The sequence below is a fragment of the Arthrobacter sp. MYb23 genome, assembly GCF_002979775.1.
GTDB lineage: Bacteria > Actinomycetota > Actinomycetes > Actinomycetales > Micrococcaceae > Arthrobacter.
Genome location: NZ_PCPR01000001.1, coordinates 212,881 through 230,844 on the forward strand (window position 1 = coordinate 212,881; position 17,964 = coordinate 230,844).

Here is a 17,964-nt window from a genome sequence, read left to right on the forward strand (position 1 = left end):
TTGGTAGGCTCACCCCGGGAAGGAGTTGACATGCGCTTGGAGCGTCGTTTGCTGTACCGTTCGGGGTTTTGGGAAATAGCCAGGCCACGCCACCCCCTCACGGCCGGGCACATCCTGATCCGTCTGTCCGATCCCTCCACCGAGTTCGCGCAGGCCTCAGCGTCCGACTGGCTCTTCTGCCACAACCTTGTACGCGCCGCCCTCCATGACGTACTCGGGGCAACCCGCTTCGCGGTGATGTTCGCCCACCGCTGGCACCCTCTGGGCTCCGCCATCGGCGAGCCCGTGGCTGAGTCCTCAACTCCCACGTTCCACCTGTTCGGCCGCTGGGACGGAGAAACCACGACGCCGGGGGCTCAGCTTTCGTTGCCGGCCCACCGTCGCCTCGGGGAGCCTGATCACCCTCTGGAAGCTACCGATGCCGCAGTCCGTGAGGCGCTGCGACGGAGCCGCTCCGAGGCCGCCGTGAGTTCCGGACCTCAAGTGGGGGACGCCGTCGTGCCCGCTTCTGACACAAGTCCGCCCGCTTCTGACACAAGTCCGCCCGCTTCTGACTCAAGTCCGCTGGCTTCTCACCCAGGTCCGCTGGCTCGGGCGGTGCAGACAGGGCCGCGCCATACGGTCATTGAAGCTGTCCGGCCTGTGGCGTCTGTTCGCGAGATCCTGCCGGCGGAATTGCTGGCAATGGGGGCTGTCCTGGCGGAGCTTCCCCTGGGTGGGGGTCTTAGTGGATTCAGTTGCCTGGCCTTGGAATCGGAAACTGCAGGTACTCCGCTGCGGGTCCACGCGCTGGGCCGGTCCGCCGCTGAAGTGGTCAATCCGCTGGAGGATCTGCTCCGTTCACCAGAAGTTAGCCTTGCCTTATTGTGAACTCCTCAAAATAAGTGTTTCAATGAATGCATGACAGATCACACAGCCGAGCAAGCAGAATGGGCAGCCGCCCTGCATGCCCACGGCCGGCGTGTGACCAAACAGCGGCTGGCAGTACTCGCCGCAGTCCAGCACCATCCGCATTCCCCGGCAGAAGGCATTCTTGCCGCTGCCCGCAAAGAGCTTCCTGAACTGACGGCGCAGTCCGTTTACGTAGTGCTCAGCGACCTCACGGACCTGCAGATGCTGCGCCGCTTTGAACCTCCGCACTCCCCGGCTCTTTACGAAACCCGGGTGGGCGACAATCACCATCACGCCGTCTGCATCAGCTGCGGCAAGGTGGAGGACGTGGATTGCGCCGTGGGCCACGCACCGTGCCTCACCCCGCACTGGGATGAAAATTCCAAGCCCATGACCATCCAGATCGCAGATGTCCTGTACCAGGGCGTCTGCCAGGATTGCCAGTCCAAACAACAGCTTCCCGTAACTTCCGTAACTCAGAAATAAGAAAAAGGAGAACAATGACTGCCATTTCAACAACTCAGTCAGGTGCCCCCGTTACGTCCGACGCGCACTCGAAGTCCGTCGGCGCTGACGGTGCCATCATCCTCACGGACCACTACTTGGTGGAAAAGCTTGCGCAGTTCAACCGCGAGCGGGTCCCGGAGCGTGTAGTGCACGCCAAGGGTGGCGGCGCTTTCGGTACGTTCAAGACCACCTCGGACGTTTCGGCCTACACCAAGGCTGCCTTCCTCCAGCCGGGCACCGAGACGGACATGCTGATCCGCTTCTCCTCCGTTGCAGGCGAGAACGGCTCTCCCGACACCTGGCGCGACCCCCGCGGTTTCGCCGTGAAGTTCTACACCTCCGAGGGCAACTACGACCTCGTTGGCAACAACACCCCCGTCTTCTTCATCCGCGACGGCATCAAGTTCCCGGACTTCATCCACTCCCAGAAGCGCCTCCCGGGTACCCACCTGCGTGACGCTGACATGCAGTGGGACTTCTGGACCCTCTCCCCCGAGTCCGCCCACCAGGTCACCTGGCTCATGGGCGACCGCGGCCTCCCGGCTTCCTGGCGTGAAATGCAGGGCTACGGCTCGCACACCTACCAGTGGATCAACGCCGCCGGCGAGCGTTTCTGGGTCAAGTACCACTTCAAGTCCAATCAGGGCGTCAAGACCATCACCGGCGACCAGGCTGAGCAGCTTGCCGGCTCGGACGCGGACTTCTACATCCGCGACCTCCAGGAGAACATTGCCGACGGCAACTTCCCCTCCTGGGAACTGCACGTCCAGGTCATGCCTTACGAGGACGCCAAGACGTACCGCTTCAACCCGTTCGACCTCACCAAGGTCTGGCCGCACTCTGACTACCCGCTGATCCACGTGGGCACCATGGAGCTTAACAAAAACCCGGAGAACTACTTCGCGCAGATCGAGCAGGCCACCTTCGCGCCGTCGAACTTCGTACCGGGCATTGCCGCTTCCCCGGACAAGATGCTGCAGGCCCGCATCTTCTCCTACGCAGATGCACACCGTTACCGCGTGGGCACCAACCACGCACAGATCCCGGTGAACCAGCCCAAGAACCAGGTGAACAACTACAGCCAGGATGGCCAGGGTCGTTTCCTGTTCAACTCCCCCTCCACCCCGGTGTACGCACCGAACTCGGTAGGTGGCCCGGCTGCTGTTGAGCCCACATCGCCGGCCGGCGGCTGGGAGAACGACGGCGAGCTCACCCTCTCCGCCCACACCCTGCACGCTGAGGACGACGACTTCGGCCAGGCCGGTACCCTGTACCGCGAGGTCTACGACGACGCCGCAAAGGCCCGTCTCCTGGACACCATCACCGGTGCCGTTGGCGGCGTGAAGCACGCCGACATCAAGGAACGTGCCATCCAGTACTGGACCAACGTTGACTCCGAGCTCGGCGCCAAGCTCCGCGCCAACCTCGGTGCGGGCCAGACCGAGTCCGACGCCGAAGCAGCCAACAAGCTCTAAGCGTCTTTGCTCTTCTGCTTTCCAGGAACACCCCGTTGCGGATCTTCTCCGCGGCGGGGTGTTCTTTTTGTTTTTCCACATAGCTCATCCCTGCTATGGCTGGGCCGGTATTGCCGTACCTAGGATCCTTCTATGAGCACATTCGAAGGCATCCCAACCGCCGCATTCCGTTTCTACGCCGAGCTTGAAGAGAACAACAACCGAGAGTGGTGGCTGGAGCATAAAGCCATGTACGACGCCGAAGTGAAGGAGCCGCTGGTGGGCCTCCTTGCGGAGTTGGAGCCGCAGTTCGGGCCGGCAAAGATCTTTCGGCCCAACAGGGATGTCAGATTCTCCCAGGACAAATCGCCGTACAAGACAGCGCAAGGCGCCTTCGCTGCCGGGCAGGAGGGCGTTGGATTCTATCTCCAGATCAGTGCCGACGGCCTGCTGATCGGCGGCGGATACCACTCCCATACGCCAGCCCAACTGGCACGTTTCCGGGCTGCCGTGGATGCTCCGGACAGTGGATTGGAGCTGCAGGGAATTGTTGATGCGGTGGCGGCGGCGGGCTTCGCCGTGGAGGGTGAAAAGCTTAAGACCGTTCCGCGGGGCTTCGACAAAGAGCATCCCCGCGCGGAGCTGCTCAAGCACAAGTCCTTGTCAGCGAGCGTTGAGGTGGGTCAGCCGGAGTGGCTTTCCACCCCCGCAGCCAAGGATGAGATCGCAGACCGCTGGGAAGTGCTAAGGCCCTTGGTGGAGTGGGTCGGCGAGCATGCGGCGCCGTAACCGCATCTCCGTGGACCGGCCACGGGGCCACTCATTCCGGGGTACACGCGAAAGCGCCCGGAAACCGATGGTTTCCGGGCGCTCTCATAGCAGCAACAAACTGCCCTCTTACAGCGTGCTCACTAAGGCCTAGGCCTTGGTGTAGGAGTCTTCGTCCTCATCGCCTTTGGAGTGGACCGTTGTGGCACCGCCGTTAACGGAGGCCTTGGCCGCGGCGAACTTCTCGTTCAGCCTTGAGTGGCGCTGGCCGTAGGCGAAGTAGATGCCCATGCCGATGACCAGCCAGATTGCGAAGAAGATCCAGGTTTCAACGGCCAGGTTTGTCATGAGGTAGAAGCAGAGCACTGCGGAGACCCAAGGCAGGACCTTGCCGAACGGGACGCGGAAGGCGGGCTTCAGGTCCGGACGCTTTTTCCGCAGCACCAGGATGCCCAAGCTCACCATCACGAACGCAGAGAGCGTACCGATGTTGATCATTTCCTCGAGCAAGTCCACCTTGGTTACACCTGCCACAATGGCCACCGCTGCCCCGCAGATGATCTGCAGACGGGCCGGCGTGGAGCGCTTTTCGCTGGTCTTGGACAGCGAGCGTGGCAGGAGTCCGTCGCGGCTCATGGCCAGGACCACGCGGGAAAGGCCCATGAGCAGCACCATGATCACGGTGGTCAGGCCCACCAGGGAGCCGAACGCGATAACCTTGGCAGCATCCGTATTGCCCACGGCCTCGAATGCTGTTGTCAGCGTGGGGTTCTTCACCTCGGCCAATTGCGTGTAGGAGACCATGCCGGTCAACGCAAGGGAGACCAGGATGTAGAGCAGCGTCACAACTGCCAAGCCACCGAAGATGCCGCGGGGAAGGGTCTTCTGCGGGTTCTTGACCTCTTCGGCGGAGGTAGCCACCACGTCAAAGCCGATGAAGGCGAAGAACACCAGAGCCGCACCGGCGAAGACACCGAGAGTTCCGTACTGCGCAGGAGCTGCGCCGGTGAGGAAGCCGAAGAAGGACTGCTTCATGACGTCCGCGGCACCGGAATCGGTAGGTTCGGAGGCCGGAATGAAGGGGGTGTAGTTGGAGAACTTCACGTAGCTGAAGCCAACCACGATCACGAAGAGCACTACGGCGATCTTGATCAGGGTGAAGACGTTGCCAACGCGGGCGGACAACTTTGTCCCCAGCACCAGCAGTACGGTGAAGATCGCGACAATGAGGAAAGCGCCCCAGTAGAGATCGATGCCGAACACGCTGACCGACGGCGGCATGTCCACTCCCATCAAGCCAAAGACCGTACTGAGGTAGATGCCCCAGTACTTGGCGATCACGGCCGCGGCGGTGAAGAGTTCAAGAATGAGGTTCCAGCCGATGATCCAGGCCAGGACCTCGCCCATGGTGGCGTAGGTAAAGACGTAGGCTGAGCCTGCAACGGGAATCGCGGTGGCGAATTCGGCGTAGCACATGATGGCCAAAGCACACGTGACAGCGGCGATGGCAAAGGAAATGGTGACGGCGGGGCCGGCAAAGTTTGCAGCAGCCTTGGCTCCGACGGAGAAGATCCCGGCGCCGACAGCAACGGCGACGCCCATGATCATCAAGTCCCAGGTACTGAGGCTGCGCTTCAGCTTTCGCCCGGGCTCGTCGGCATCGGCGATGGACTGCTCAATGGATTTGGTCCTGAAAATGTTCATAAAAATGCCACATTCTGGATGGGAGTGGTATAGGACTCATCAAGAATAGTGTCCGACCAATGGACGGCCATATTTATCCCAGATAGTGAGACGGTTCCTTAGACCTTGTGACCCGTGTGACTGGTGTGACGGAAGCGCGTTGCCCCGATCACACCAGCCAGATTCCCCTAAAGGCTTGGTACGTCCCAGTCCATGAGGGTGGAGCGGATCAGGAATCGCTTGCCCTCAGGTGACTCCACAGAGAATCCGCTACCGCGCCCGGGCACCACGTCTACCGTCAGGTGGGTGTGGGACCAATAGTTGAACTGTTCCTTGGACATCCAAAACTCGAGCGGCTGCGGCTCCCCGCCTGCTCCAATATCGAACCTGCCGAGGAGGACATCGGAGTCACCGGTCAGGAACTCCCCCGCCGGGTAGCACATGGGGGCGGAGCCGTCGCAGCAGCCGCCCGACTGATGAAACATCAGCGGCCCGTGCTGATCCCACAGCTTGCGGAGCAGTTCCACGGACACCGCGGTGAGCGCCACCCGGGAGAAATCTTCCCCGGGCAGCGTCACCACGGCCTCCAAGCTGATGCTGTTCATCAGAACTTCAGCACCACACGGCCGTCGATCTTGGCGTGCTTCATCTCATCAAAGACCGCGTTGACCTCGGAGAGTTCCCTGGTCGAAACCGTCGGCTTGATCTTGCCCTGGGCATAGAACTCCAGCGCTTCTTCAAGGTCCTGGCGCGTTCCCACAATGGAGCCCCGGACAGTCAGTCCTTTGAGGACGATCTCGAAGATTGGCGCAGGGAAGTCTCCCGGAGGCAACCCGTTGAAGACGATGGTTCCGCCGCGCCGTGCCATACCGATCGCCTGGCCGAACGCCGAGGGGTGCACCGCCGTGACAAGGACGCCGTGGCAGCCACCGGTTTCGCGCTGGATGACTTCCGCGGGATCTTCGTGGAGTGCGTTCACTGTCAGTTCGGCACCGTGCTCACGTGCCAGGGCCAGCTTGTCATCGGCAATGTCTACCGCTGCCACCCGGAGCCCCATGGCCACCGCGTACTGCACGGCGATATGGCCCAGGCCACCGATGCCGGAGATGGTCACCCACTGTCCCGGCCTGGCCTCGGTCATCTTCAAACCCTTGTAGACCGTGACGCCTGCGCAAAGCACGGGCGCAACCTCCACCGGATCCGAGCCTTCGGGAATCCGCGCAGCAAAACGTGTATCCACCAGCATGTACTCTCCGAACGAGCCGTCCACACTGTAGCCGCCGTTCTCCTGCGACTCGCACAGGGTTTCCCACCCGGTTCGGCAATACTGGCAATCGCCGCAGGCAGACCAGAGCCAGGCGTTGCCCACCAACTGGCCAATGGCAACATCCGTGACACCTTCGCCAAGGGCCACTACTTCTCCCACACCTTCATGCCCCGGGATAAAGGGTGGCGTCGGCTTGACCGGCCAATCGCCCTCGGCGGCGTGCAGGTCGGTATGACATACCCCCGAGGTAATGAGACGGACCAGCGCCTGGCCGGGACCCGGCGTCGGCCTTTCCACTTCCTTGATCACAAGGTCGGTTCCGAATTCCGTGACTACTGCTGCTTGCATGGTGGTCATTGACGATCTCCTTTGATCTGTACGAATGATGGGAGTTTTTGTACAGCTGATGCCCCTAAAACCGCTCCATAAGGGCATCTGCTGTACAAAAACTCTTAGAAGAAGCCGAGCTTGTTCTCGTTGTAGCTGACCAGGAGGTTCTTGGTCTGCTGGTAGTGGTCCAGCATCATGGCGTGGTTCTCACGGCCAATACCTGAGGACTTGTAGCCACCAAAGGCGGCACCTGCCGGGTAGGCGTGGTAGTTGTTGACCCAGACGCGGCCGGCCTGGATTTCCCGGCCTGCACGGTAAGCCACGTTTCCATTGCGCGACCACACACCGGCACCCAAACCGTAGAGGGTGTCGTTGGCGATGCCGATAGCGTCGTTGTAGTCGCTGAACTTGGTCACGGACACCACCGGCCCGAAGATCTCCTCTTGGAAGATGCGCATCCGGTTGTGGCCTTCGAAAATGGTGGGCTGGACGTAGTAGCCGCCTGCCAGGTCGCCGGACAGTTCTGCCCGGGCCCCGCCCGTGAGGATCTTGGCGCCCTCCTGCTTTCCGATGTCGATGTAGGACAGGATCTTCTCCAGCTGGTCATTCGATGCCTGGGCGCCAACCTGGGTATCGGTGTCCAGCGGGTTGCCCTGGATGATCTTGTTGGTCCGGGCCACCACGTCCGTCATGAAGGAGTCGTAGATGCCTTCCTGAACCAGTGCACGTGACGGGCAGGTGCAGACTTCGCCTTGGTTGAAGGCAAAGAGCGTGAAGCCTTCCTGGGCTTTGTCGTAGAAAGCGTCGTTCTGGGCGGCTACGTCATCGAAGAAGATGTTGGGGCTCTTGCCACCAAGTTCCAGGGTGACGGGAATGAGGTTGTTGGAGGCGTACTGGCTGATGAGGCGTCCCGTGGTGGTTTCACCCGTGAAGGCGATCTTGCGGATCCGGGAGCTCGAAGCGAGCGGCTTTCCGGCCTCCACACCGAAACCGTTGACCACGTTGATCACACCGGCCGGGAGAAGATCGCCGATGAGTTCCATGAGGACCAGGATGGACGTGGGCGTCTGCTCGGCGGGCTTGAGTACTACGGCGTTGCCTGCTGCCAGTGCGGGGGCGAGCTTCCACACGGCCATGAGGATGGGGAAGTTCCACGGGATGATCTGGCCAACAACGCCCAGCGGTTCCTTGAAGTGGTAGGCGGTGGTGTCCTCATCCAGCTGGGAGAGGTGGCCTTCCTGCGCACGGACGGCGGAGGCGAAGTAGCGGAAGTGGTCAGCTGCCAACGGGATGTCGGCGTTGAGGGTTTCGCGGACGGGCTTGCCGTTGTCCCACGTTTCCGCCACCGCCAGGAGTTCCACATTCTCGTCAATACGGTCCGCGATCTTGTTCAAAATAGCTGCGCGTTCCGTGGCGGACGTCTTGCCCCACGAGGGTGCAATTTTGTGCGCGGCGTCCAACGCCAGCTCGATGTCCTCGGAGGTGCCACGGGCAACTTCGCAGAAGGCTTTGCCTGTGACGGGGGTGATGTTCTCGAAGTAGCCGCCCTTGACCGGGGCAACCCATTCGCCGCCGATCCAATTCTCGTAACGGTCCTTGAACGTGACCTTCGAACCCTCGGCACCCGGCTGTGCATAAACAGTCATTGTTAGCTCCTTTGCTGCGAATCACGGTGGCTGTCGCCATTGATTCGAGCCTAGGAGCCAGGGGGTTGCAGCTACGTTGCAACCGTGTGAGTCAGCTCACTCGCTATGGTTCACAACGTTAGTTCGGCTTCGATCCGCTCAAGGTCAGCCACCACGGCGGCCCGCTTGGGTGAGCGCGGCGGCAGAGCCTTTAGGACGGCAAGGCGGAGGTCGACGTCGTACTTCGCCTCGGGCAGCTCAGCGTACTTGAGGAGCGAATCAACACTGCCGTCACTGAGCAGAGCCTCGCGCAGCAGGTGCGAAACCCGATCACGCAAATTCACGACGCCGGGGGCCTCCGAGCGCGGCAAAAGCCCGCCTTTGTAGATTTCCAAGGCGATGCGGTGGGCGCCGCGCTGAAGGCAACTCAGGACCTGACCGGAGTCCGGCAACAGCTCCACGGGCAAACGATATGGACGGGACTCCGGGACCGCGTCCGGGCTGAGTTCGTGGATGACTTTCCGGAGCCGCACCATTTCAGCGCGGAGGGTCACGGCAGAGCCGTCCCCGGGATACAGCTGAGTGCAGAGGTCCTCAGCACTGAGTCCGCTGGGGTGACTGCTGAGGATGGCCAGGATCTCGCTGTGCCGGGCAGAGAGGGAAACCGTCCGGCCATCGATGCTGAGCAAGGCTTGATCGCGGCCCAACAACTGCAGGCTGTTCCGGTACAGGACGTGCCCGGAGGCTGCTGCCGCGCTCCGGCGTCGAGGTTTGTCCTTGACGGCAGCGGCCAGCGTCAAACGTTCAATGCGCAGCTGGGCCTGGGCGGCAGCAACCGTTGCCTCCACCAAGGAAAGGGTGTGTGCGGCGACAGCGGTTTCCGTGCCCGTGATATCCACGACGCCCAGTACTGCGCCGGAATCGGGATCATGGAAGGGAACAGCCGTGCAACTCCACGGGTGCACGGAGCGCTTGAAATGCTCCGCGCCCGAGATCTGGATACTGCGATCCAAAGCAAGCGCGGTGCCAGGTGCGCTGGTGCCAACAGAAGCCTCGGACCAGTCAGCGCCGGCCACGAACATCATGCCCTCAGCGCGGCGCTGCATCACCGGATCGCCATCAACCCACAGGAGGCGGCCGACGTCGTCACCCACAGCCACCAACAGGCCACTGTCATGGCTCGGTTGAACCAGGAGCTTCTTGATGACAGGCATGATGGTGGCCAAGGGATGCTGCCGGCGGTACTCCTCCAACTCATCGCGGTCCATGGCAAGAGGCGCTTCCGCGACATCCGGGTTGGCTTGCAAGCTCGCCGAACGTTGCCACGACTCACGGACCAACCGGCGCAACCCAACGATGTCCTCGGGCACCCCAAGAAGCATAGAATCCAAGCGCTCGTGGCCAACCAGGGCACGCTTCTGCAGCAGCTCCGCGGCATCGCTGCCAGGAACGGGCGGATGGACTGGATTCCTCATCGAACTCCCTGATAGTCCGCAACAACAGTGCGCTGCACGTGGTGTGGGCGGGACAGTACCGTGAAGTCTAGTTCGGGAACCGTCGAATGTCAGCCGCGCGAGATCCGGATCATTTCCTCGCGCGGAACAACCTTGATGCGCTCGCGGACCACACCGTCACCCTCGACGGCGGACCCGTCACCAAGCGTTTCGCCGGAAGTCCACGCGGCACCCAGGGCGGATTCGTGAGCATCGAGCCTGTTCCAGCCCTCCCACGTGGTGTATTCAATGCCGCGTTCCTCGAGGAGGTCAATGATGGCCTGCGGATCCGGGTTTTCCGCCGGAGGAAGGTTGAGCCTGTCCTCCAGGAGGAAGCCGATGGTCTCCAGGGCATCACCCTTGGTGTGCCCGATCAGCCCCACCGGTCCGCGTTTGATCCAACCCGTGGCGTAGATTCCCGGCACGGGCTCGCCGTCGGCGCCCAGGACGCGGCCGCCGTCGTTCGGTATGACACCGCGGCGGGCGTCGTACTCCAGCTCCTCCAACGGCGAACCGTGGTAGCCGATGGCCCGGTAGACGGACTGGACGGGGTACTCGATGAACTCTCCAGTGCCCTTGACGTTGCCCGTTCCGTCCAATCGCATGCGTTCGAACTTGATGCCGGAGACCTTGCCGGGTGCCTCAGGTGAGTCAAGAATCTCCACGGGGCTGTGCAGGAAGTGCAAGTGCAGGCGACGCGATGAAGGCTGTTCCGATTCGGCGTGTTCCTCCACCAGCCAGTTGGTCATGGTGTTGACCATGGTCTTGATCTGGTTGTTGGTCTTAATGGCCTCGTCCGAGGCTTCGTCGAACTCGAAGTCCTCCGGGTACAGGACAATGTCCACGTCCTTGCAGTGGGACAGCTCGCGCAACTCCAACGGAGTGAACTTCACCTGGGCCGGGCCACGGCGGCCGAAGACGTGGACGTCTGTGACCGGCGACTTCTTGAGCCCGGCATAGACGTTGTCCGGGATCTCCGTGACCAGGAGTTCCTCAGGGTGCTTCACGAGCATCCGGGCCACATCCAGGGCTACGTTGCCGTTGCCGATCACGGCGATTTCCTTGGCATCAAGTGGCCAGTCGCGGGGAACGTCCGGGTGTCCGTCGTACCAGGACACGAAGTCAGCGCCGCCGAAGGAGCCCTCCAGCTCGACGCCCGGAATGTTCAGGCCAGCATCCTTGATGGCCCCGGTGGAGAAAATGACGGCGTCATAGAACGCGCGGAAATCGTGGAGCGTGAGATCCCGGCCGTAGGTCACGTTGCCGAGGAATCGGATATCACCGCGGTCCAAGACCTTGTGCAGTGCATTGACGATGCCCTTGATGCGCGGGTGATCCGGGGCCACTCCGTAGCGGATCAGACCGTACGGCGCCGGATATGCCTCGAAGAGATCAATGCTGACCTCCACATGCCCGTCTTTGACCTCGTTGGATTTGGTCAGGATGTCCGCGGCGTACACGCCTGCGGGTCCCGCGCCGACGATCGCGACACGAAGCGGACGATTGGGGGTTGTTGCGGCTGAGTTGGACACCGTTAGCCCTTCCGAAGCAGTGAGCCACGCCATTGTTGGGGCGCGCAGAATCCAATTCTAGAGGTCCACCCAACACCGGGCCGCTTATATGGCAGGAGTCACAGAAAATGATAAAGATTGCGGAATATTGCGGGGCCAGGTGGTGTTGGCGACAATGTGTCGACTCCGGATCAGATAGCTGCCAACCCACCCTCTTCAAACCACCCCACGACGACGGCGGGCGGGGGTACCGGCTCCGGCGGTTCGCCGAAACCGGCTGGCAAACCAGTGAGAAGCGAGTCGACAGCGGGAATCCTCTTTGGCATTGGCGCCTACGGCCTGTGGGGGCTGCTTCCGCTCTACTTCTTCGTCCTGATGCCCGCGAGCGCGATCGAAATCGTGGCCAACCGGATCGTCTGGTCCCTGCTCTTCTGCGCACTGCTCATCACCATCACCCGGGCTTGGCGCGTTTTCGGCGCTGCAGTAAAGGACCGTTCGGTTTTTGGCCCCCTGGCCCTGGCCGCTGTGCTGATTGCCATCAACTGGCTCACGTATACCTTTGGTGTCACCACCGGACATGCCGTTGAGACGTCTTTGGGTTACTTCATCAACCCGCTGGTCTCAGTTTTGCTCGGCGTTTTCGTCCTCAAGGAGAAGCTGCGTCCTTTGCAGTGGGCAGCAGTGGGGATTGGTTTCGTGGCCGTGGGCGTCCTGACGTTCTCTTACGGTCAGCTCCCCTGGATTGCCCTGATCCTCGCGTTCAGCTTTGGCCTCTACGGCTTCGTGAAAAAGCGGGTTGGCCCCAAGGTTGACGCCCTTACCAGCCTCAGCGTTGAGACTGTGGTGTTGGCTCCCTTTGCCGCCATCACCATGGTGGTCCTTGGCGTAACGGGTGCGGAGACTCTCACCACCCTCGGCGCAGGCCACTTCTGGCTCCTGGTGGCCTCCGGCGTCATCACGGCCGTTCCGCTGCTGTTTTTCGGAGCCTCAGCCCGCCGCCTCCCCATGACCACCATCGGCCTGCTGCAGTACTTCGCTCCGGTCCTTCAGTTCATTGTGGCGCTGACCGTCTTCAACGAGACCATGACCACTGCCCGCTGGATCGGCTTCTGCGTGGTGTGGCTTGCCCTGGTGCTGCTCACCATCGACATGCTCCGCACCACCAGGAAGAACTCGGTGTTGAAGAAGAAGGCCCGCCTGGCCGCTGCCGGCGCCTAGACCTGGCTCTCCGAAATCGCCGGAGAGCTGCGAGAACGCCGGAGCTTTCCGGCGAGTTCGCGGCTCTCCGGCGAGTTCGCGGCTCTCCGGCGAGTTCGCGGCTCTCCGGCGAGTTCGCGGCTCTCCGGCGATTTCGGGGTCTTTCCGGCGATCTGGCAGCCTGACCCTAGGCCAGCACGTCAGTCCAGCACGTCGGGGTTGGGTTCCTTTTCGGACGCGGGACTGGCCAAGGCAGCGGTGTCCAACGCGAACACCAGCGGCCCGGCCTCCGAGGCAGCCCCCAACTCCACCTCGAACAAGGACTCGGCCAGCCTCTTGAACGGATGCCCACCGGAGGCAGAGCCCAGCAACCGGAGCCCCACGAGTTCCAGGCCCGCGGGCAGGTGCAGGCGGATCCGCCCGGATGCCGGCGACCGGGTGACCACCGCATACACCTCGCCAGTGGCAGACCGGGTGAAATACCCCCACCCCGGGTAGTTCCAGCCCTCGGCGAAGCCGCACCCATAGATCGCTTCCCCGTTGACTGCGAGCCACTCTCCCACACTGCGGGCAATCTCCACCTCGGCCGGGGCCATGGACCCGTCACCCCTGGGCCCGAAGTTCAACAGGAAGTTGCCGCCCAGGGATGTGCAGTGGGCGATCATGTCCACCACATCCCAGGGATGCTTCAACGTGGACAGGGCCCACTCTCCCTGGTGGTACCCCCAGCTCGCCTGTGGGATGGTCATGCATGCTTCCCAATCCCGCTCGGCCACACTGGTATTCCACGGCTCGGGCAGCCTGCGCTCGTAACCGCTTTCGTAATCGCCCATGAGCGAGCCGTTGGAATCAATGTGTCGGGCTCCGAAGTCGTCCGCACGCAGGCGGCTGTTGACCACCACGCCGGGAATCCGATCCTTCAGCATCCGTTCAACTTCCCAGGTCCACCAGCCGTTGGCCTTCACGGATTCGTCCCACGTGCCATCGAACCAGAAGCCCTTGACGCTCGGATACCGTTCCGCCAGTTCCTCCAACTGCTTCTTCGCGAAGTCCAGATAGCGCGCAAAAGCCGCATGGTCGGCGTCGCTCTCCAGCGTGAAGCGCCAGTCCGGGTGCCGCCAGTCGAGCACGGAGTAGTAGAAGTTGACGTCAATCCCCCGGGCCTCGTACGCCTCGATGAGCTCCGCCAGGACATCGCGTCCCGACGGCGTGTTGCCCATGTGGAAGTCCGTGTAGGCGCTGGGCCACAGGCAGAAGCCATCGTGATGCTTGGTGGTGATGGTCATGTAGCGTGCGCCCAAGGCCACGGCCGTGTCCGCCCACTGCTTGGCGTCGAAATCCGCCAGCGTGAAGTCGTTGGCCAGCGCTTCCCATCGCTGCTGCGGAATCTTGGCTATCCGTGGCAGGAACTCGGCCGCGAAGTTCACGTCTTTGCCTTCCCAGCGGCCTGCCGGGAGGGAGTAGAGACCCCAGTGGATGAACTGTCCCACCCGATGTCCGCGGAAACGCTGCATGGCGGCGTCCTGGCGCGGTTCCACCCGGGAGGCCCCGTACTTGAGCTCGATCACTTGCCCACCTGCCCGTCCCACGGTACGAACGTGCGCAGGTCGAAAGCCTGCGAAGCGCCGCTTGCCCACGTGACGGATACTTCCGTACCGGAAACCACGACGGCGGCAGCCGCCTTGAGCGTCGCAGGCGCCGGAGCATCACCCCGAGTCAGCGTGTGGAGTGCGACGTGGACCGTCTCCTCCGCATCACGCTGCGCCTTCTCGGAATTTCGCCGTGCAGAGAGATGCGGCACTGCTGAGTGCTCGCCCATCGCGTTGGCCCCGGTGTAGCGCGTGGTGCCCGGTTCCTCCCAACCGTGCAGTGCCGTGACTGCGGCGAAGACGTCGCCATTGCTGACCCATGCTGACTCCGCGGTGAGCCCTTCGTCCACGGGGCGGGTGCCGGCCACGGCATGTCCACCCTCACGCACGGAATACTCCGCCGTTCCCTGGACCAAATGGCACCGAAGCTCGTGAATCCCGTCGACCACGGAAACGGTAGTCACTGCCGTACCCGGCAAGGTCTTCCCGTACAACTGCGGAACGTGAACGGAGCCGCTGACGAATCCGTCCGTGCGGGTGGCGCGGAGGGCACACCGGCGGCTCGCCACGCCGTCGGACCCCAACAGCGCAAGGTGCCCGTCCACGTTGTCCTCCCACGCAGGTCCCGTACCCGGCGCGGTGTGGGTTGAATAGGAGAACTTGGCATAGTGCGGATCGTCAGGGTCCGTACCGCCGCCCACGGGCAGACCGCAATGGTCGCTGCCGTGGTTGCTCAGACGAACCAAACCGCCGTCAGTGCCAAGAGTCCAGCCGGCATCGGGCAGTGGACGCACCACAGCCGGACCATCGGTGGGCTGGGCCTCTTCGGTGTCCTGCCACACCCTGTGCTCGGGTGGTAAAGCCAAGCCAAGGAATCCAATGCCTGCCAAATACGGTGAACCAAAGCCGCTGTATGCCTGGCAGGACCCCAAGTGCTCGTCGTACCAGCCCAGGTTCGGCGGTCCATCAACGCCAACGCCCTTCGCGGTGAAGTTCGCCAGTACCCCCGACGCGAGCCGCCGCGTAGCACCTGGCGTCAGCGGATTCACCCCCGAGATCTCAGCACACCACAGCGCCGCGAGGACAGCAGTGCGGTACGCCAAGGAACGCCCAACATGCAGCACTGCGCCATCACTGGCGAACATCAGGCTCTGCGTGCCCACGAACTCACGCATGCGTTCCAAGTGACGTCGACCCTCAGGGGTGTCCTCCCGGCCTGTCATCTTGTACCAAGCCCACAAATAGGGGTGGATGGCCCACGCGTTGTAGTAATCGATGGCATGCTCCGGGCCGTCCGTGTACCAGCCGTCACCCAGATACCAGGACTCCACCCGGGCCACGTTCCGCGCACCGGTACAGCCCGTTACGTCCTCGCCCACCGAACGCAGGAAACCCTCCGCCATTGCGGGGAAGAGCTGCCAGTTGTTGCCCCACACCTCCAGCCGGGCATGGTGCCGAAGCCAGGCGGCAACCTGCTTCTTCTCCGCCACGGTCAACGGCTCCCACAGCCACTCGCGCCCCATGAAAAGGGAGAAGGCGATGTTGGCTGCCTCCACAATCGAGTTGGTCACCCCCAACAAAGGAGACTTGCAAGTGACCCCCAACGGCCAACGCTCCGCACCCTCAGGATCCGTGCCGGCAATCAAGGCCTCCCGGTACCATGCCGCCAACCCCAGCCGATCCCGGCCACGGGCACCGGCGATCCGCGGCGCAGCCATCAACAGGCTCCGGCCAATGGTCTCCATACCCTCCCTGCGTTCGCCGTCCCGGGTCACCGGCCCGGGCAAGCGTGGGCTGGCTTTGAGGGGGCTGGAATGGGCGCGGATGTGTTCCAGCCAATGATCGGCAGTGGCTTCCCAATGGCTGCGCGTCCACCCTGTGAAGGGGGAAAGGGCGGGATCGGGGGTGGGTAGCCAAGGGAGACCCGGCTGGCTGGTCGCATTGGGCAGGGATTGAGTCACGGTGTTCGGATCCTTGAAGAGTGGGGGGTGAACTATTTGGCCAGTGCCGATTCGTATTCGCCGCGGATGGTGTCGCCGCCGTTCTTCTTCCAGTCCGCCACGGCGCTCTTGAGTGCGTCCATGGTTCCACGGCCGGCGATGACTGCCGTAGCAGCATCGGAGACTGGCTGACCCAGTTTGGCGCCCTTGCTGGCGTTGGTGGGGCTGAAGAGCGTGCCGCACGGATCCTCGACGCCCAAAGGAATGAGCTTGGAGTACGCGTTGTGCATGACGTCCACTATGTCCTTGTTGCTGGGGTCGTACACCACTTGCTGCGGTGCGGCGAGGTACTTCCACGGCACGGCGTTATCCAGCAGGGCCCGCTCGGTAACCACCGGATTGCCGTTGGAATCCAGGGTGTAATCCGCTCCCTCGGCTCCGTAGTTGAGCAGCAAGTACTCTTCGCTGCCGAACGGTGCCGCCAGGAAGTTGGCAACCGCCAGGACTTCCTTGAGCTTGGTTTCGTCCGCTTTCTTCAGCATCACGGTGGCGAAGGTGATGTTGTCCAGCCACGTCTGGGCCTTCCCGCCGTCGTGGCCCACGGGGATGAACGGCACGGCTTTGTTGGCCTTGTTGGCGGCGGGGATGCTGCGGCCGTAGCCTGTGGGTCCGATGTACGCCGGAAGTCCGTCGTAGATCATGGCTACTTTGCCGGAGATGAAGGAGTTCACCATCTGCGACTTGGTCCAGCCCTCGGAACCCGGCACGTACAGGCCGTCCTTGTAGAGCTTGGCGGCAAATTCGATCGCGGCCATGTATTCGTCCGTCTCGAAGGCCCTGGTGAGTATGCCGCCGTCGTTCTTCCAGACGTTCGGCGTCCGGAACATGTGGTGCAGCATGGTGAGCCCAAATTTGGTGCTGCCCAACGCCCACTGGTTCTTCGACGGGTTGGTGAGCTCCTTGGCCACCCGGTAGAAATCGTCCTTGTCCTTGATGTCCTCCGTGGACTTGATGCCCACGTTTTCCAACAGGGTCTGGTTCACAAAGCCTGAGCCGCCGGTGAGGTTCCGCGGGATGGGCAACGAGTAGAGCTTGCCGGCCTGGACGGTCTGCTTCCAGAACACCTCCGGGATGGCTGCCAGGTTGGGGTAGTCCTTGATCTTGTCCCCGCCCAGCAACGGCGTGAGGTCGGCACACTTGGCTTGGAGGAACTCCACGATGTTGGGCACCGCGGCGCCGTCGTTGAGCATGAGGTCCGGCAGCTCGCCACCGGCAATGATCGTGTTGAACTTGGTGGCGTAGTCATCCGAAGAGACCGAGGTGATTTCCACCTGACCGCCCAGTCGTGCCTCGATGGCCTGCCACGCGGGGTTGTCCGCCCGGGCGTTGGGAGCGGTGCCGAACAGGTTGGTGATGGCCGTGACCTTGCCGCCCTTGAGCGGTGCGCTCTCCACACTTCGGAACGGCGCGGGGTACTTGTAGAAAGCGGACGGTACGCCCTCGGCCGTGCCGGGGATGTCCGCCGCGGCGGCCTTCAGGGGCATGTGGGTTGGCAGCAATGCTTCGCTGGCGTTCGAGGCAACACTGGTGGTGCGCTGCCCGCAACCGGCCATGGCTCCGCCGCTGAAGAGCGCGAGCGCGCCGATGCCTGCAACTGAGAGGAAGTTCCGGCGGCTGGGGCCGGCAGAGGGTACTGCGTTCATGGGGCT

The 17,964-nt window shown here is 62.6% G+C and carries 14 protein-coding genes; 5 read left to right on the forward strand and 9 right to left on the reverse strand.

All coding sequences use genetic code 11. The features are described from left to right. Positions 1 to 30 precede the first annotated feature (30 nt). The 4 genes from CQ020_RS01045 (at position 31) to CQ020_RS01060 (ending at position 3,641) form a co-directional block, all read left to right on the forward strand. Entirely contained in the window at positions 31 to 870 is an 840-nt protein-coding gene (locus CQ020_RS01045) for a hypothetical protein (RefSeq protein ID WP_105690164.1), read from the forward strand. Positions 871 to 900: 30 nt separating this feature from the next. Then, entirely contained in the window at positions 901 to 1,377 is a 477-nt protein-coding gene (locus CQ020_RS01050) for a Fur family transcriptional regulator (RefSeq protein WP_089595887.1), read from the forward strand. A 14-nt stretch (positions 1,378 to 1,391) separates the two neighbouring features. After that, complete coding sequence (locus tag CQ020_RS01055; RefSeq protein WP_024817690.1) at positions 1,392 to 2,873, forward strand: catalase; 1,482 nt, start codon at positions 1,392 to 1,394, stop codon at positions 2,871 to 2,873. A gap of 132 nt (positions 2,874 to 3,005) precedes the next feature. Next, complete coding sequence (locus tag CQ020_RS01060) at positions 3,006 to 3,641, forward strand: DUF2461 domain-containing protein (protein WP_105690165.1); 636 nt, start codon at positions 3,006 to 3,008, stop codon at positions 3,639 to 3,641. Positions 3,642 to 3,770: 129 nt separating this feature from the next. On the opposite strand, the gene CQ020_RS01065 is transcribed toward CQ020_RS01060, so the two are convergent. The 6 genes from CQ020_RS01065 to CQ020_RS01090 form a co-directional block, all read right to left on the reverse strand. Next, positions 3,771 to 5,324, reverse strand: coding sequence for an amino acid permease (locus tag CQ020_RS01065; RefSeq protein WP_105690166.1), 1,554 nt, complete (start codon positions 5,322 to 5,324; stop codon positions 3,771 to 3,773). 167 nt (positions 5,325 to 5,491) lie between these two features. Beyond that, the gene (locus tag CQ020_RS01070; RefSeq protein WP_105690167.1) at positions 5,492 to 5,908 is read right to left on the reverse strand and encodes a DUF779 domain-containing protein; all 417 of its coding nucleotides are present in this window, start codon (positions 5,906 to 5,908) and stop codon (positions 5,492 to 5,494) included. Beyond that, positions 5,908 to 6,918 (reverse strand): alcohol dehydrogenase AdhP, encoded by a 1,011-nt coding sequence (gene adhP / locus CQ020_RS01075; RefSeq protein ID WP_105690392.1) that lies wholly within the window; start codon positions 6,916 to 6,918, stop codon positions 5,908 to 5,910. The genes CQ020_RS01070 and adhP overlap by 1 nt, the downstream gene beginning before the upstream one ends. Positions 6,919 to 7,022: 104 nt before the next feature. Further along, a complete protein-coding gene (locus CQ020_RS01080; RefSeq protein ID WP_105690168.1) occupies positions 7,023 to 8,546 on the reverse strand; it encodes an aldehyde dehydrogenase family protein in 1,524 nt (507 codons plus the stop codon). Between the two features lie 110 nt (positions 8,547 to 8,656). Next, a complete protein-coding gene (locus CQ020_RS01085; RefSeq protein ID WP_105690169.1) occupies positions 8,657 to 10,000 on the reverse strand; it encodes a GAF domain-containing protein in 1,344 nt (447 codons plus the stop codon). Positions 10,001 to 10,089: 89 nt separating this feature from the next. After that, the gene (locus CQ020_RS01090; RefSeq protein ID WP_105690170.1) at positions 10,090 to 11,550 is read right to left on the reverse strand and encodes an FAD-dependent oxidoreductase; all 1,461 of its coding nucleotides are present in this window, start codon (positions 11,548 to 11,550) and stop codon (positions 10,090 to 10,092) included. A 117-nt stretch (positions 11,551 to 11,667) separates the two neighbouring features. On the opposite strand from CQ020_RS01090, the gene rarD reads away from it, so the two are divergent. Then, positions 11,668 to 12,747, forward strand: coding sequence for an EamA family transporter RarD (rarD, locus tag CQ020_RS01095; protein WP_105690171.1), 1,080 nt, complete (start codon positions 11,668 to 11,670; stop codon positions 12,745 to 12,747). A gap of 179 nt (positions 12,748 to 12,926) precedes the next feature. Here the strand turns inward: rarD and CQ020_RS01100 are convergent, their stop codons facing one another. Genes CQ020_RS01100 through CQ020_RS01110 form a run of 3 tightly spaced genes read right to left on the reverse strand, consistent with a single transcriptional unit; the run spans position 12,927 to position 17,958 of the window. Continuing rightward, complete coding sequence (locus CQ020_RS01100; RefSeq protein WP_258141636.1) at positions 12,927 to 14,294, reverse strand: alpha-L-fucosidase; 1,368 nt, start codon at positions 14,292 to 14,294, stop codon at positions 12,927 to 12,929. Continuing rightward, complete coding sequence (locus CQ020_RS01105; protein WP_258141638.1) at positions 14,291 to 16,276, reverse strand: DUF2264 domain-containing protein; 1,986 nt, start codon at positions 16,274 to 16,276, stop codon at positions 14,291 to 14,293. Before CQ020_RS01105 ends, CQ020_RS01100 begins: the two co-directional genes overlap by 4 nt. A 32-nt stretch (positions 16,277 to 16,308) precedes the next feature. After that, on the reverse strand, positions 16,309 to 17,958 hold the full coding sequence (locus CQ020_RS01110) for an extracellular solute-binding protein (RefSeq protein WP_105690172.1): 1,650 nt from the start codon (positions 17,956 to 17,958) through the stop codon (positions 16,309 to 16,311). Positions 17,959 to 17,964 lie beyond the last annotated feature (6 nt).

Coding starts and splice junctions, on each gene's coding strand:
- CQ020_RS01045 (WP_105690164.1), top strand. CDS start 31: ATGCGCTTGGAGCGTCGTTTGCTGTACCGTTCGGGGTTTTGGGAAATA.
- CQ020_RS01065 (WP_105690166.1), bottom strand. CDS start 5,324: ATGAACATTTTCAGGACCAAATCCATTGAGCAGTCCATCGCCGATGCC.
- CQ020_RS01055 (WP_024817690.1), top strand. CDS start 1,392: ATGACTGCCATTTCAACAACTCAGTCAGGTGCCCCCGTTACGTCCGAC.
- CQ020_RS01060 (WP_105690165.1), top strand. CDS start 3,006: ATGAGCACATTCGAAGGCATCCCAACCGCCGCATTCCGTTTCTACGCC.
- CQ020_RS01080 (WP_105690168.1), bottom strand. CDS start 8,546: ATGACTGTTTATGCACAGCCGGGTGCCGAGGGTTCGAAGGTCACGTTC.
- CQ020_RS01085 (WP_105690169.1), bottom strand. CDS start 10,000: ATGAGGAATCCAGTCCATCCGCCCGTTCCTGGCAGCGATGCCGCGGAG.
- CQ020_RS01050 (WP_089595887.1), top strand. CDS start 901: ATGACAGATCACACAGCCGAGCAAGCAGAATGGGCAGCCGCCCTGCAT.
- CQ020_RS01110 (WP_105690172.1), bottom strand. CDS start 17,958: ATGAACGCAGTACCCTCTGCCGGCCCCAGCCGCCGGAACTTCCTCTCA.
- CQ020_RS01070 (WP_105690167.1), bottom strand. CDS start 5,908: ATGAACAGCATCAGCTTGGAGGCCGTGGTGACGCTGCCCGGGGAAGAT.
- adhP (WP_105690392.1), bottom strand. CDS start 6,918: ATGCAAGCAGCAGTAGTCACGGAATTCGGAACCGACCTTGTGATCAAG.